The 14723-nt window shown below is 41.4% G+C and carries 19 protein-coding genes; 7 read left to right on the top strand and 12 right to left on the bottom strand.

Annotated features, from left to right (window positions below):
* Nucleotides 1-158 precede the first annotated feature (158 nt).
* Nucleotides 159-701, bottom strand: coding sequence for a ribonuclease FAU-1 family protein (locus JOC77_RS10295; RefSeq protein WP_204542771.1), 543 nt, complete (start codon nucleotides 699-701; stop codon nucleotides 159-161).
* Between the two features lie 500 nt (nucleotides 702-1201).
* Between JOC77_RS10295 and JOC77_RS10290 the strand changes: the two genes are divergently transcribed.
* Nucleotides 1202-1507: a hypothetical protein gene (locus tag JOC77_RS10290; protein WP_204542769.1), complete on the top strand. Its 306-nt coding sequence runs from the start codon at nucleotides 1202-1204 to the stop codon at nucleotides 1505-1507.
* A 34-nt stretch (nucleotides 1508-1541) separates the two neighbouring features.
* Here JOC77_RS10290 and JOC77_RS10285 read toward each other — a convergent pair whose 3' ends face one another.
* The 5 genes from JOC77_RS10285 to JOC77_RS10265 all read right to left on the bottom strand — a co-directional run bounded on the left by JOC77_RS10285 (nucleotide 1542) and on the right by JOC77_RS10265 (nucleotide 5225).
* A complete protein-coding gene (locus JOC77_RS10285; RefSeq protein WP_204542767.1) occupies nucleotides 1542-2150 on the bottom strand; it encodes a flavin reductase family protein in 609 nt (202 codons plus the stop codon).
* Between the two features lie 47 nt (nucleotides 2151-2197).
* A complete protein-coding gene (locus tag JOC77_RS10280) occupies nucleotides 2198-2812 on the bottom strand; it encodes an alpha/beta hydrolase (RefSeq protein ID WP_204542765.1) in 615 nt (204 codons plus the stop codon).
* Nucleotides 2809-3756 (bottom strand): ring-cleaving dioxygenase, encoded by a 948-nt coding sequence (locus JOC77_RS10275; protein WP_204542763.1) that lies wholly within the window; start codon nucleotides 3754-3756, stop codon nucleotides 2809-2811. The genes JOC77_RS10280 and JOC77_RS10275 overlap by 4 nt, the downstream gene beginning before the upstream one ends.
* A gap of 18 nt (nucleotides 3757-3774) precedes the next feature.
* Nucleotides 3775-4749 carry a VOC family protein gene (locus JOC77_RS10270; protein WP_204542761.1) on the bottom strand — a complete coding sequence of 325 codons (975 nt, stop codon included), beginning with the start codon at nucleotides 4747-4749 and terminating at the stop codon, nucleotides 3775-3777.
* 89 nt (nucleotides 4750-4838) lie between these two features.
* Complete coding sequence (locus tag JOC77_RS10265) at nucleotides 4839-5225, bottom strand: DoxX family protein (protein ID WP_204542759.1); 387 nt, start codon at nucleotides 5223-5225, stop codon at nucleotides 4839-4841.
* A 220-nt stretch (nucleotides 5226-5445) separates the two neighbouring features.
* On the opposite strand from JOC77_RS10265, the gene JOC77_RS10260 reads away from it, so the two are divergent.
* The gene (locus tag JOC77_RS10260; protein ID WP_204542757.1) at nucleotides 5446-6114 is read left to right on the top strand and encodes an SOS response-associated peptidase; all 669 of its coding nucleotides are present in this window, start codon (nucleotides 5446-5448) and stop codon (nucleotides 6112-6114) included.
* A gap of 111 nt (nucleotides 6115-6225) precedes the next feature.
* On the opposite strand, the gene glsA is transcribed toward JOC77_RS10260, so the two are convergent.
* Together glsA and JOC77_RS10250 are read right to left on the bottom strand one after the other, a co-directional pair.
* Nucleotides 6226-7155: a glutaminase A gene (gene glsA, locus JOC77_RS10255; protein WP_204542755.1), complete on the bottom strand. Its 930-nt coding sequence runs from the start codon at nucleotides 7153-7155 to the stop codon at nucleotides 6226-6228.
* A gap of 120 nt (nucleotides 7156-7275) precedes the next feature.
* Nucleotides 7276-7713, bottom strand: a complete 438-nt coding sequence (locus JOC77_RS10250; RefSeq protein WP_204542747.1) for a GyrI-like domain-containing protein — start codon at nucleotides 7711-7713, stop codon at nucleotides 7276-7278.
* Between the two features lie 204 nt (nucleotides 7714-7917).
* Between JOC77_RS10250 and JOC77_RS10245 the strand changes: the two genes are divergently transcribed.
* The 3 genes from JOC77_RS10245 (at nucleotide 7918) to JOC77_RS10235 (ending at nucleotide 9644) form a co-directional block, all read left to right on the top strand.
* Nucleotides 7918-8361, top strand: coding sequence for a VanZ family protein (locus JOC77_RS10245; protein WP_204542744.1), 444 nt, complete (start codon nucleotides 7918-7920; stop codon nucleotides 8359-8361).
* 144 nt (nucleotides 8362-8505) lie between these two features.
* Nucleotides 8506-9021 carry a YfiT family bacillithiol transferase gene (locus JOC77_RS10240; protein WP_204542741.1) on the top strand — a complete coding sequence of 172 codons (516 nt, stop codon included), beginning with the start codon at nucleotides 8506-8508 and terminating at the stop codon, nucleotides 9019-9021.
* 170 nt (nucleotides 9022-9191) lie between these two features.
* Nucleotides 9192-9644 (top strand): OsmC family protein, encoded by a 453-nt coding sequence (locus JOC77_RS10235; protein ID WP_204542726.1) that lies wholly within the window; start codon nucleotides 9192-9194, stop codon nucleotides 9642-9644.
* 43 nt (nucleotides 9645-9687) lie between these two features.
* Here JOC77_RS10235 and JOC77_RS10230 read toward each other — a convergent pair whose 3' ends face one another.
* Both JOC77_RS10230 and JOC77_RS10225 read right to left on the bottom strand, forming a co-directional pair.
* Entirely contained in the window at nucleotides 9688-10287 is a 600-nt protein-coding gene (locus JOC77_RS10230) for a histidine phosphatase family protein (protein ID WP_204542724.1), read from the bottom strand.
* Between the two features lie 34 nt (nucleotides 10288-10321).
* On the bottom strand, nucleotides 10322-10882 hold the full coding sequence (locus tag JOC77_RS10225; protein ID WP_204542722.1) for a cysteine hydrolase family protein: 561 nt from the start codon (nucleotides 10880-10882) through the stop codon (nucleotides 10322-10324).
* Nucleotides 10883-11011: 129 nt separating this feature from the next.
* On the opposite strand from JOC77_RS10225, the gene JOC77_RS10220 reads away from it, so the two are divergent.
* Nucleotides 11012-11449, top strand: a complete 438-nt coding sequence (locus JOC77_RS10220) for an Lrp/AsnC family transcriptional regulator (protein WP_204542720.1) — start codon at nucleotides 11012-11014, stop codon at nucleotides 11447-11449.
* A 56-nt stretch (nucleotides 11450-11505) separates the two neighbouring features.
* On the opposite strand, the gene JOC77_RS10215 is transcribed toward JOC77_RS10220, so the two are convergent.
* Both JOC77_RS10215 and JOC77_RS10210 read right to left on the bottom strand, forming a co-directional pair.
* Nucleotides 11506-12726 carry a hypothetical protein gene (locus JOC77_RS10215; RefSeq protein WP_204542718.1) on the bottom strand — a complete coding sequence of 407 codons (1221 nt, stop codon included), beginning with the start codon at nucleotides 12724-12726 and terminating at the stop codon, nucleotides 11506-11508.
* A complete protein-coding gene (locus tag JOC77_RS10210; RefSeq protein ID WP_204542716.1) occupies nucleotides 12698-14011 on the bottom strand; it encodes a hypothetical protein in 1314 nt (437 codons plus the stop codon). Before JOC77_RS10210 ends, JOC77_RS10215 begins: the two co-directional genes overlap by 29 nt.
* Nucleotides 14012-14150: 139 nt before the next feature.
* On the opposite strand from JOC77_RS10210, the gene JOC77_RS10205 reads away from it, so the two are divergent.
* Nucleotides 14151-14678, top strand: a complete 528-nt coding sequence (locus tag JOC77_RS10205) for a hypothetical protein (protein WP_204542714.1) — start codon at nucleotides 14151-14153, stop codon at nucleotides 14676-14678.
* Nucleotides 14679-14723: the final 45 nt, after the last annotated feature.

The raw sequence follows: 14723 nt of genomic DNA, 5'->3' as shown, positions 1-14723 counted from the left end.
ATCACAACCATGTCAACGGAAATAACGTTCAAGCTGTTACACACAACTTTGAATCCAGCGTTTAAAATGGATTCCGCTTCACAGCCTACGGAAGTAACCATTACAAATAAAAAAAAGGACACCCTTGAATGATCAGGAGATGTCCTTGTTTTGTTTTATTATTTACTATCAACCTTCTCAGAAGCTTGCATTTTATAATTCTCGCTTATCTTCAGCAAAGAGAAAGAACCTGATTTGTGCATTTCAATGAGCTTGAAAAGAGTTTGGTACGCCGAATCAAATTGTTCTTGATTGATGAGCTCTAAATCAAGAGCTTCCTGGAGTTCATCTTCATCTAAAATGAAGTAATCTCCCGTCGGCAAAATCACAAGATCGAGATATAAGTCATCATACCACGGAATGCCCTTTTCATTGATACCATGCTGCCAGCAGACATCAAGATACCATTGAATAATCTGGCCCTTTTCATCGACAACAGCTGTTATTGTATAGAGCTCTCCCTTTGGAAAAAGCTGAATCCAGCTGTAGCCTTCCTGAACAATACATTGAGTTACATTATTATAGGTTACAAAAAGGGGTTCGCGGATTTTGAAGATATCAATACGTGTCCACATTCCGTTATAATCGCTTGACTTGTTACTTTGAAATTGACTCTTCAGCAAACGGCTCCAAGTCTCTCGATCCGCATTTTTCCTTTTCATTGTCGCTCCCTTTCTTGTCTTTTTTGTTATTTTAACAAAAATTACAAATAATGTGACAATTTATTTTAGTTTTTTTAAACAAATAGATATTTTATTTGGCTGTTTTCGCAAACTTTGTTGCTATTGAACAAGGAGGGATTAATTTCCTCTCCAGGTTGCTCGCTTTCCGCGGGGCGGGCGGTGCTCCCGCAGGAGTCTCGCACCTTACGCTCCAATCAACCTGATTTAACAATGAAATGACTTTGTAAAACTTATTAAATAACAACAATCTTTTATTTTAAAAAAGCGCTGCTGTAAGTGCTTGCTCCAAAATCCTTTCCCATACACAGCAAAGCCAAATTTCCCTCATACAAGTTCGTTTCAGACCCATAGCACTTAATTGTTGGCCCTTAAAAGCCAGCGCGCAATGCTGGTTGTTCCCGGTTCCCTAAATCGGGCATAAATTCTCTTGTTTAATGATATCTATGAGATTAAGCAAGGAATTAGTAAGGGGAAATTCTATGATCATGAATATTATGTTTTATACTTCACTTACCTTAGCTTTATTGCTCCTTTCATTTCTTTCTATTCTTTTCTCGCTTTATAAGAGGACAAAACAGCGGACAATAGCTCTTGGAATTATTTATTTGATATGCTCGATTCCCCTCTTATACGCCGTTATCTTTACTGCATCCGAAGGAAGCCGCATCAGCCTTACCGTTGGCCGCGTCTTTGCTATCACATGGCTGCTCTCCGTCTGCTGTTTATTTATTGCCATGATGATGACTGTAACTTCAATCGTAAACAATTGGCTAAAAAAGCAGTAAAGATGCCGCTAGTCTGACGGCATCTTTACTGCTTTTAAGGACGTTCTAATTCAAATATGTCTCCGAGCTTTGAATAGCTATTGCCGGCGAGTCTGCTGACCGGCTGAAGGCCAATTGGATCTATTTTTCCCATGTCATATAAGTCATTTCTAATATGATAGTGAACAATCTTCCCAATAATAAGGTCACAGCCAGGTTCATTGTCCGTTCCACCAAGGGGAATCATTCTTTCAACCATACATTCTAAACGGACCTTCGCTTCCTGTATTCCAGGGACTTTAAGTTTGGTGCTTGGGATAAGTGATAGCGGAACCCGGTCAAGCTCGCTCTGATTATGCTCTAATTCAATTGCCGTTCCATTAGCAGCTTCTACGATTGTTTCATCTGTAATATGCACAACCATTTCTCCTGCAGCCTGTGCGTTCCTAGCCGTATCCTTCTGTTCGCCTTTCCGCCGCTGCACCGATACAGAAATCATCGGCGGATTCGAGCTGACAATATTAAAATAACTGAAAGGAGCTGCATTCACCACGCCCTCACTTGAGATTGTAGACACCAGCGCAACCGGCCGGGGAATAATACTCCCAATCAAAAACTTATAATTCTCCCGCTCACTCAACTCTAAAGGATCCAACGAAATCATTCTATCACCCTCCTTGGGAAATTGGGGACAGTCCCCGATTTCCCGAATTATTTCCCGAACTTTTTCTGGAACCAGTCTGCTGCTTTATCTACTTCGGAGCGTGTGAGCTGATGGCCGTAGTTTTCCCAGTAGACTTCGACTTCTGCTCTGGCGTCTTGCAAGATGCTGCTTAGTTCTTCTGTTTCTGCTGCCGGACAGATCGGATCATTTTTTCCGGCACCGATGAACACAGGTGTGCCGCTCAAATCTGGTACATCAATTCCTCTTCTGGGCACCATGGGATGGTGCAGGACGGCGCCTTTTAACGAATTTTCATAATGAAATAATAAGCTGCCCGCTATATTTGCACCATTTGAATATCCTACTGCCACGACATTATTGCGGTCAAAGCCATGATCTGCAGCAGATTGATCTATAAAGTCTTTTAACTCTCTAGTACGGAATATTAGATCTTCCTCATCAAACACACCTTCAGCCAATCTACGAAAGAACCGGGGCATACCGTTTTCTAAAACATTCCCTCTTACACTTAACACGTTAGATTCTGGACTGATTAATTCAGCCAATCCAAGCAAATCGTGCTCGGTTCCCCCGGTTCCATGTAGCAATAGAAGTGTTGGGGCTTCTGGTCTGGTCCCTTTGTTAAATATATGCCTCATCATAGATCTTCCTCCAATAACCTTACCTCTGCCGGCAGTAAATTAGCTTCAATAAGGGCTCGCTTCTCCTCAAGCCAAGGAGGAAGCAATAGATTTTCTCCCATTGTTTCGGCGCTTTCATCCTTAGTAAAACCGGGCGGGTCAGTAGCAATCTCAAAGAGGATGCCGCCTTTTTCTCTAAAATAAATCGCGTTAAAATATTGCCTGTCCACAATCTTGGTAACGCCGTATCCCTTAGAACCAATATGCTGCCTCCAGCTTTCATGGTCTTCAAAATCCTGGGCTCTCCATGCAATATGATGGACAGTGCCTACACCCATAGATCCTTCTGGCAAAGCACTCTGTTTTACATCAATGATATTTCCAAGATCATCAGTTGATTTAAATCTTGTAAAATCACCCTCTGTTTCTACTTTCTCAAGTCCCATTCCATTAACCAGCAGCTCCATCGTACTTTCGGGGTCAGCAGAAAGAAGAATAGCACCGCCAAATCCTTTTATCGCCACATCCGGAGTCACTTTCCCAAATGTCCACTTACTTACTGGCCCATTTTTTCGGGCGGCCAGCTCAAGGTGGAGGCCATGCGGATCCATAAACTGGAGTGATTCTTCTCCGAAACGTGTAATTTTTTCATAGGCTATTTGAAAGGTAGAAAGCCTCTCCTCCCAGAACGGAAGTGCCCCTTCTGGAACAACAAATGAAGTAACTCCAACCTGGCCGGAGCCCCTTTTTCCACTGTGTGCATTGTGCCAGGGAAAGAATGTCATAATGGTCCCTGGGCTGCCTGCTTCATTGCCGAAATACAAATGATATGTTCCTGGATCATCGAAATTCACCGTCTTTTTTACCAGGCGAAGTCCTAACACTCCAGCGTAAAAGTCGACATTTTCCTGAGGATTCCCCACAATTGCTGTGATATGGTGTATACCCGCTGTTCTTTTTTGCAAAAAAATCCGCTCCTTTCTTTATTCGGCTCTTGTATCCAATGGTTTTAAGCGTGCTTCAATTTCTTTACGTTTACCCTCTAAGAAAGGAGGCAATGCAAGAGATTCCCCTAAATGTTCTATATCCTCGTCCGTATCAAAGCCAGGTCCATCTGTGGCTAATTCAAATAGTATTCCATTAGGCTCCCTGAAATATAAGGATCGAAAGTAAAAACGGTCAACAAAACCAGAGTTTGAAATTCCGGCTTCATTCACTTTTTCTATCCAGCCCTTCATTTCATCCTCATTATTTACTCTGAAGGCCACATGATGAACACCTCCCCGGCCCAAGCGCTCCGGAGGGAGATCTGTTCGTTCCTCTATATGAATCTCTGCGCCCGAACCGCCTTCACCTGTTTCATATACTAATATATGCGGCTGGCCATGTTCTGGGTTTGGATAAGCAGCTTTGTGCCGGAATCCGAGCACCTCAGTGAGCACCCCAATAGTGGCTTCCGGGTATCTGACTGTAAGCTTCACAGGCCCAAGTCCCAGCACAGCAGACTCTGCTGGAACAGAGCTCTTTGCCCATGGTATTCCTGCTTCAACACCTATATTTTTTTCGTCAGATACAAGGATGAGCCTCTGCCCTTCCGGATCTCTAAACGCCAATGTTAAACGGCCGCCCCTGTCTACAATATCTTCGTGATAGACATTGTGCTGTTCAAAACGCTGTTTCCAATACTCCAGCGCTGCGTTGTCTCTCACCCTGAGAGATGTGGCTGAGATACTATTGCCTCCCTCATGTGTCCGGGCTGCCATCGGAATTTCAAAAAACGTCAATTCTGTTCCAGGCCTGCCCTCCTCATCTCCGTAAAACAAATGGTAAACAGAGGTATCATCCTGGTTTACTGTCTTTTTAATCAGGCGCATACCCATGACCTTTGTATAAAATTGATAGTTATTCGAAGCTTTAGCAGTTAGTGCTGAGACATGGTGTATTCCTTTGAGTTCCACGATGATACCTCCATTTGTTTAGAATGCTGATTTTAGTTTTTGCTTAATTGTTTGAATGTATAATTCAGCGGACTTTTTCTTAAAAACTGTTATAAAAGCGTGTAGGCGCCAGGACCTGTTAATGCGACTCCTAGAACTACAGCTATCAAGATTAAGTTGAACTCGTAACCATTCTGTGTTACCCAGAATCCATTGGCACCGTGAACTTTAATGATGGCAACAAGCATCGTTGCGATTATAAGGATCGATCCAGCCACAGTGAATATTCCTGAAGCGAATAAGAATCCTCCTGCAAACTCACTTAATCCTGCAAGCAAAGCCATTGCATATCCTGGCTTAAGTCCTAAGGATTCCATCCATTGGCCTGTTCCCTTTAACCCATATCCGCCAAACCATCCAAATAATTTTTGTGCTCCATGAGCCATGAGTGCTAATCCTATGACTAACCTGATAATTAATAATCCTGCATCTAACATGATAATTCCTCCATCTAGCATTATTTATATTTAATTTAAAAGTCTTTAATTTGAGATATTGAGATAAAAAAAGAAGTGCTTGACCGATTACCTTTAAATTAAATATCTTGAATTAAAGATATTATATTTCATAGTATATGTCAACATAAAAAAATTGTACCTCTTTAAAGGTAGATTCTTTTCTTTTTTACAGGGTATGATGATTCTGAGGTGAAAAATTATGTGTGGACGGTTTACCTTGACTCAGGGCCTGCAGCAGCTGCAGACAAAATTTGAGTTTGAATTCACTGAAGAGTTGATTCCCCGTTATAATATAGCGCCCAGCCAGCAGATACTGACGGTGGCATCAGATGGATATAAGCGTGCCGGGCGGTTTATGAAATGGGGTCTCGTACCCTATTGGGCCAAGGACATAAAAATAGGTTATAAGATGATTAACGCACGCGCTGAAGGAATTGACACAAAAGCCAGTTTCAAAACTCCTTTCCGCCGTAAACGCTGTTTGATTCTGGCTGACGGATTTTACGAATGGAAAAAAACAGAGGGCGGAAAGCAGCCTTACCGGTTTATCATGAAGGATAAGGATGTTTTTGCCTTTGCGGGACTATGGGATACCTGGACAAAGGACGGCAGCCAGCTGCACTCATGTACTATCATTACTACTGATTCCAATACAGTCACAGAGGATGTACATGACCGGATGCCTGTCATCCTCCCGTCTGAAGTGTATAACGATTGGTTAAATCCGGACCTGCAGGACACTGACTACCTGAAATCCCTGCTTGTTCCCTATGCTGCCGAAAAAATGGACAAATACCCTGTCTCATCGTTAGTGAATTCACCAAAAAATAACTCAGTTGACCTGCTGCTGCCTATGAACAGCCTGTAAAAAGAGCGAGGCTGCACGCTGGGAAATAGGGACAGTCCCCTTATGTTTTCCTGCTGTATCAAGGGTTTTCCTTACGGGAAATAGGGGACAGTCCCGATCCTGGCTGAGCTGCTAAAACATACTTAATGAGTATTTTCGCGACATTAATTCGAGTAGTTTTACGCCTGCAAGGCTGTTGCCCTTTTCATCTAAGGCAGCGCCAAAAATGCCTATCCCGCATTTTCCTGGAATAGCTCCCATTATTCCGCCTGACACGCCGCTTTTGGCTGGAATTCCTACCTTGATAGCAAACTCGCCAGAGGCATTATACATCCCGCAGGTTACCATAAACGTTTTACATATCCGCGAGATATCTGCAGGTATCAGCTGACGGCCGCTGGAAGGGTCTATACCATTATTAGCAAACACACAGCCCATTTTAGCCAAGGATAAGCAATCCATCTCTATTGCACATTGCTTGGAATACAGTTCCATGAGCTCCTCGACATCCTCATTGATTATGCTGCTTTGCTTCATAAAATAACAAAGAGCACGGTTTAGATGCGAAGTATCAAATTCAGAGCGTGCCACCTCTGAGTTGTATGTAAGATCACAGTTTCCCGTTAATTCGTGTATAAAGTGAAGAATCCTATTAATACGTTCAGTACCATTTTTTCCGCCGATCATACTGGTTATGGCTAAAGCACCAGCATTAATCATTGGATTCAGTGGTTTTGATGGATTGATGGTTTCAAGCTTCGCTATAGAGTTGAACGGATCTCCCGTTGGTTCCTGCCCTACCCGTTCAAACACATAGTCCTCCCCCCTGTCCATTAGAGCAAGGGCTAAGGTTATGACCTTGGAAATACTCTGTAGTGTTAAGATTAAATTGCCATCTCCGGCTGTATAGCTGCAGCCATCTGGATAAAAAAGAGAGACAGATAATAATTCACCGTCCACTTTGCTTAGTGCCGGAATATAGTCGGCTACTTTTCCTTCCTTCGCAATTGGTTTGGCCATCTCCACAAGATTTTCTAATTCCGATGCTGATTGGCATAACAAGTAAAATCACCCTTATAAAAGATTTCCGTACAATGCTTATATGTTCCACGCAACAGGCTTAAATCATTCACTACATAAAAAAACCACTTTCCTTGAAGAGAAAATGGTTTTTAAAATGGATTACGCCAGTTTAAAGTACAAATCATATCCCCGCTCTTCGTTATACTCGGGGGAATACTGAATTTTAAAATCATATGGATCGATGGTCAGGCAGTTATCCTTCGCCCATTCTATCATTCTCCCGAAATGACCAGCAATATCCATTACTGAACCTGTATGTTTTGCATAAATATATTTTTGTTTTGGTATAACGGCTCCTTCAAATCCTTCAGGAATATTCTCTAATGAAGACACTTCTACTCCTACGAGCTGAGTGAACTCACCGTCAATAACGTGCAGGCAGATATCCAGTATATAAGGAGACACACGGTTTTGAATTTCGTCCTTTTGCTGCATGACCGTATTCCACGCTTCTGGCATAAGAGTTCCAAGGTCCTGCCATGGACAGATTACTTTTTTGCCAATCACATAAAATTCCTCTTTATTTACTATGTCCATTGTGTTCTTTCTCCTACTTGCTATACTTTATTTCGGGCATGTCTTGGCTCTCCATTTTACCAATAAAACAATTCTCCAGTTTCTAGTTTCTATACAAACTCCTTTAATCTCATAGAATATATTAGCTCGACGGAGGGTATATAGAGGACGGTAAGCTTTTCAACTTTTATCTGAGTATATGACAAGTTATAGGGGCTTTTGTTTATGTTTAAAAAAAAGAATTCATTTAACACTTTTATCTATATCGTTTCGAGCTTGTATTTTACCATACTGTTTTATCTGCTATTTTTTTCTCAATACCGTCAGAGAGTTCAGGGCACTTTAGATTACAACCTTGTTCCTTTTCGTTCCATCTCGCGTGATGTAGATGCCATTGACGGAATACATATCGGTCTACTAACAAATAATCTGTTTGGAAACATCCTGGCCTTTGTTCCTTTCGGCCTGCTCGTTCCATTAATATGGCGGAAGATAAATAACTGGAAGCATCTATTCCTTTTTTCAATTCTAACCACATTATCAGTTGAAATCCTTCAGCTGCTTTTTAAAGTAGGTGTCTTTGATATAGATGATATGATCTTAAATGTAATCGGCAGTATGATTGGCTTCTTATTTCTGAAAGTAGTCCCATTTCAAAAGAAGCATTAATCATTTTTTAGCGTAAAAGTGTGATTTCTTATTTATTCGAGGCGGATTATTAATATGACATTGCTGCATTCGATTAAGTCTTATAACAGTCGTTTTTGTTAAGTCCTTAGTAATCAATAGAGAGTCTTTAGGGGTGAGTTAAGTATGGAGGATAAAAAATATCCGATTGGAAGGTTTGTCGTTCCGCATGTTATTTCAGAAGAGCAGAAGAATGTCTGGATTAGAGATATTGCCGCTGCTCCAGGCAGACTAAAAGAAGCTGTAAAAGACTTTTCACAGGAACAGCTGGATACACCATATAGAGAAGGCGGCTGGACAGTCCGGCAGGTTGTGCATCATCTTGCTGACAGCCACATGAATGCATTTATCCGATTCAAACTCAGCTTGACGGAAGATTTCCCAACGATCAAGCCATATAGCGAGGGTGACTGGGCTTTATTGCCTGATTCTTCCTCAGCATATATTGAAGCTTCCCTAAAACTGCTCGAAGGACTGCACACCCGCTGGGAAGTCCTTCTCAATTCAATGACAATGGAAGACTTCAAACGAAAATTCATCCATCCAGAACTTCAAACAACTCTGGACCTGTATACAACCCTGGCCCTCTATTCCTGGCACTCGCGGCACCATACCGCCCATATTACATCTCTCAAGCAGTAGTGGGTCTGTCCCTATTTCCCGAATAACTTCCCGCCGCGGATGCCTGTGATGCCAGCCTTTTCCTGCCGGGAAATGGGGGACTGTCCCCATTTCCCCGAGTGTGCACTTTTTGATTGAGACATGTTTAGTGCTATGATTAGTCTTAAATGTTTGTGTGAGGAGGACTAACTATGGCAGAGCATTCTTTTCATTTAAAGGCCTCGTGGCCGGGACTCCGCAATGATGTGGGGGAAATAGAAGCAGGTAATTTGAAGACAAAAATATCCATACCTCCGGAAATGGATGGCCCAGGTATTGGCACAAATCCGGATGAAATGCTTTTAGGAGCAGCGGCAACTTGTTATATCATTACGCTCGCTGCTATGATGCAGCGAAGTGCTTTAGATAAAGAAAATCTTACGATGGAATCTGAAGGAATTGTCGATGTAACCTCTGGGGTTATTACTTATAAGAAGATTATCCACCGTCCGCGAATCATATTAAAACAAGATGCGGGCGAGAGAGATCATGAGCTTGCACTAAGGCTGGCCAAAAAAGCTGAAGTCTCCTGTATGATTTCCCGTGCTATTGCCGGCAATGTTGAAATTGAGCTTAAACCTGAAATCATAAACGCTTCTTTATAAAAAAGAGAGCTGGTCACCATATCTGCGGCCAGCTCCCTTTTTATTATCTCCGGAGATGTTCTGTCGAATTCATAAAATGAACAACTCGCAAATTTCCTCTATCCTCTAAAAAAGGAATTCCGGTATCACCTGTTAATACATAATGCTCTACATTAAATGGAAGCTTAAAAAAGGACTGCATCATCCTGCTGATCGCTCCTCCATGGGATACCATCGCAACCGTTTCATACTCATTATCGGCAAGTATGCGGGAAAAAGCTCCCCCTATCCGTGCCCGGAATTCAATTTCTGTTTCCCCTTCCGGCACACCTTCATGCATTTTATATCCGCCTTCAGGAACTGGGTATCGTTCTTCAGCTTCAGCATATCTAAGCCCAGCGAAAACCCCGTTATTATGTTCCATTAACTCGCCGCGCAATTCAACTTCGAGATTGAGCACCTCACCCACAATGCCCGCCGTCTCTGCTGCCCTTTTTAACGTACTGCTGTACAGCTTATCAATCTTATAATTTTCTTTAAGGAAAGCTGATAATTTATGAACCTGAGATCTCCCGCTTTCCGTTAAGCTGAAATCGGCTCTTCCCTCATGAACATATAATAGATCCGCTTCTGACTCCCCATGCCTGATCAACAATATCTTCATAAACCCTCCCAGGGGACAGTCCCCCATTTCCCAATTATTTCCCTGCTAAAATGTCTTCTGTCGTGACAATGGCTGCAAATTCTTTATGGAGAGTAGCAAGTGAGAGGTTATGTACCTCTTCTGCTTGATAAAGAATTCCGTTATGTCCAATAATATCAAATGCAGCCGCGGCATCTGATACGACATAAGTGGTAAATCCTAAATTTGCGCTCATTCTTGCTGTTGTAGACACACAATGCGGTGTAATTAAGCCTGTAATAACAAGTGTATCAATCTCATTCTTCCTCAAATACTCCTCTAATTCGGTTCCAATAAAGGCGCTGTTCACGTTCTTCTGAATCACAGCTTCACCCTCGAGGGGAAGAACCAGCTCTTTTATTTCACAGCCGTCCTGGCCTGGGAATAAAGGAGAATTAGGGTTACGGGATAAGTGCTGAGTATGAATAACAGGAAGCTCGCGTTTTCTCCACTGAGTCAGCAGCTTAAAAATATTCTCTTCTGCGTCAGGATTGTTCCGGGCTCCCCATTTTTCGGAATCAAACCCTTTTTGTACATCAATAATAAGTAAAGCAGAATTTTTACCAAATGCAGCCATTATTAATCTCCCCTTTTCTTAATCTACCTTTATTTTATTAAACAGTTTGGATATTTTCCTTCTCATAAAAAAGTTATTTAGAGTTAAAAACCTTTCATATAAAATAAAAATAAGGAAGGGGGTTTTCATTTGAAAATCGACGATATTGACAAGCATATATTAAGGTGTTTAGTTGGAAATTCACGTCTTTCCATCCGTGAATTATCAAAGCAGGTGAACCTGTCAGCGCCTTCGGTTGCTGAACGTGTTAGAAGGCTCGAGGAGGAGGGGGTTATTGAAGGCTATTCATCAAAATTAAACTACAGCGCTCTAGGCTATTCAATCCAGGCTATCATTCAAGTTACAACAAGGAATGGGAAGTGCGAGGACTTCCGCAGCTTGATCAGGCTCCACCCTAATGCCCAGTGGTGTTACAGAATGGCAGGCCCTGCAGACTACATCGTAATGCTATCTGTGCAAAAACTCGAAGAAATTGAACAAATCATTGATGAAATAAGTGTCCTGGCACAGACAACTACACATATAGTTTTATCTGAAGTCGGTATAGAAACCTCTATCCTTGGATAAAAAGAAGTAAATTGCCCCCTTCTGCGAAAGAAGGGGGTATCTCCTCTTTCAATCTATCACGCTCCTTGACTCGCTTGCTGGCTCGATTCCAAGCCTTTTCTCGCAAGATAAAGCGAGCTTTTTTCAATGAGCTCAAACAGCCCATCCTCAAATGTAATATTTAAGAAGCTAAAAATAGGTTCCAGCTTTTCTAAAGGATTCATTTCACAAATATTCTCAAACTGCTCTTTTGAAAAATCACAAAAACCATGGCCGCTGACACCAGCATGCCGAAGCTTCAGGACTTCCTGTAATTCCTCATCATTGAACAGGCGGTGCAGCTTTATAAAATATTGGTCTACCTGTGTAATTTCTTGCTTCTTCTCTAGCACTCTCACTTCTCTATTAAGTGTGCGCAAATAGCTGTGAAAATGCCGGGTAACACGCTCTTTAGGGATATCGAGCTTAAAATAAGCTTCCTTTCTATAAATAAATGTATCCTTGCCGCTGCCTGGCTTGTTCCAGTCTATATCCCAGCCCAAGGCATACAATAGCAGCTCTTCTGTGAGCCGATAGTATAAAACCACAAAGTCTATTAATTTATTTTCATCATACAATCTGGCCGCCGAATTATGAAGGTAAGAAATAAATGACTTTTGATCCCGATTCCGCAAGTTCTTCATGCTGTCTGCATATTCAACCAGCGCTTCATCTTCATCCATCTCCCGGAGAGTCTCCATTAATAAGTCGAAATAGTCTTCCTGACCTTCTGAAACAGCCAGGTCCAGACTTTTAAGCCTTTCTCCAAAGATAAGCATTTTCGTCAGCTCCGGGCTTTGAAAGCTGTGGTATACTAGTTTACCTGCGGAATGATAATTTCTTTTACAGATTAAATCATGAAGTCGGGCATATAAATCCTGAATCTTGTCTTCTGCTTCTGAGAATGCAGGAACCAGCTCCCTGCCTTTAATAAAATAGGCAGCTTTACTATAGCTTTCCAGCACAATCTGCATGATAACCAATTCATAAAGATTCGGCCTTTCACTCAATCTTACATAAATCTTATCTTCATCACCAACCTGCTGTGTAAGTATTTCATTAATCTCTTTTTCTGCACTCTCCAAATCATTTGATAAACTATGAACTTTACATTCTTTGTATTCATCATGTGCTGTAATCTCCGGCTTCTCAGCGGATTGAGGATATAAGCAATGCACAGTAAATGTCTGATTTTTCAGCGCAGACACCTGATCCAAATTAATATAATTGTTATAATGGCAGAACACGTGATTCTTCATCCGTTTCTTTTCCTTTCGGCTGTTTGTCTATATCCATTTTCAGCATATAATCTATCAAGTCTGAGTAATTATCGTCCAAGGCTGCACCGAGGTCTTTCAGCATCATATTTGATTCAAGCAAAAACCTTCTCTTAACCCGCGATACAGTTGTCCGCTTTGTTCCATAGTAAGAGTGCCATAGCTCTGCTGACTTTATTTCCTCTCTTCCATGTCCAATAAAGCTTTGATTTCTAACCTGCAGCGTATGAGCTACATTCAAGCTTTTCAAGTAAAAATAGGCCCCAATATAATCTTCTACATCGCCGTTTTCGTATTTCTTCTCAAGCTCTTCAATCAGCTGATAAATGGAGGATTTCTTGATTTGAGCCGCAGAATCTTGATCATTAGCTCCATGAACAAGGAGAAATAGCAAAATGGCTTCCCGTGCTCGATAGAATCTGGTAAGAAAAGCAGGAAGATCATCCAAGTCAATGCAAATCTCCATTTGCCTGTACAATTCTTCAATTAAGGCCAGATCCTTTTCCTGGCCTTCTTTGGATAAAAGTTTATTAAGAATTCCTTTTGTTTCTTGTATAACACCAATCTCATTCCCAAGCAGCTTCTCACATTCCTGCAGATACTGAGAGGCCTCCTTAAAACAAAAGTTTAGTCTGCTATCCATCATCTTTAAGAGCAGCTCCATAGCTTTAGGGGCTTCCGCCTTATCCTTCACTAATTCAATGGCACCTGGAAAGTCGTATTCCATGAGAAAACTTCGGATCTGAAGCTTCCAGGAACGGTGGGATACAATTGACTTTGACATAGAGATATGTGATTGTCCCGCTTCTTCAAAAAGAAAGCCGTGTCGGCTCCCCAGCTGCCTGGCACATTCTAGGAAAATCGCTTGAAAACAATCATCATCACCTGAACCTGAAAGCTGAATAATCGTTTCATAAGGATAAAAAAAAGAAATTTTGTGAATCAAAAGCTCAGCCTCATTCAATATGAATTTAAAAGGCTGCCCCTTTCCCTTCCTAATTAAATAAACATCCGCTTTCCAATCTTCAGGAAGAGAACTCTCAATTAAATCTACAAGCTTTTGTTCCAGCTTATATTTAGCCTGCCTGCTTAGCTTTCCATTTATAGGTACCACACAGAGCAATGTATCGCCTGGAGATGAAATCCCAGAAACCATAGGTACAATAGAATTCATTTGCGATTCAATACATTTTTTCAAGTCCCCATCTGTCTGATCTATTTCATAGCCGCTAAAAACAGCTAAAGGCAGTATCTCGTTTTCAGCCATATAAACACCTCATCTATATAAAAATCCATTCCTGTATTCCTTTTTTATGGTAAAAATTGTATAATAATAGTCTATCTACTAGTTATATACCCTTAAATTTGAATAATGAGCAGATTCCAGTATTTACAAACCAAAAGGAGTGAGCAGCATAATAAAAAAGCTTATAATCCCAATATGTTCCGCTGCCATACTATTTACCGGTCTAACTTTTTTCAGCATACCTGCTTCTTCAAATGCCAGAGCAGCCATCATAAGTACCCTGAAAAATGAAGACCAGCCTTATTCGAGCAAAGAACAGCAAATAGTCCAGGTGCCTGGCAGTCCCTATACACTTGTTATCTTTGATTCTCCTCATAAGATGTGGTTATTAAGGACTAAAGAGTTCCTCGGCAGATACAGCTCTTCCCTTGATATGGGATTTAACTTGTATGAGTCAACCTTTAAAAAGGATACAGACTGTTTTATCAATAACAAGCTGGTTTACGGTTTAACAACTATTCCAAAAGGCCAACAGGCTTATGTGAAAAACAAGAAAGTACATGTCTTTCCGCTAGAAAAATATTTTTCTTCAAGCAAATATGCGCGCGATTATAAAAATCTATACTTCTATTATCTTGATAAACCGGTTGAAACAGAGTCTGGATTTCAGGCGGTTACATTGAAATAACAGTGCAGGAGTCCGAGGAATACTGGGCTCCTGCACTGTTGGCTA

It is taken from the genome of Peribacillus deserti, from assembly GCF_016909175.1.
Lineage (GTDB): Bacteria > Bacillota > Bacilli > Bacillales > DSM-1321 > Paraperibacillus > Paraperibacillus deserti.
This window is presented reverse-complemented; position numbering and strand designations above follow the sequence as displayed.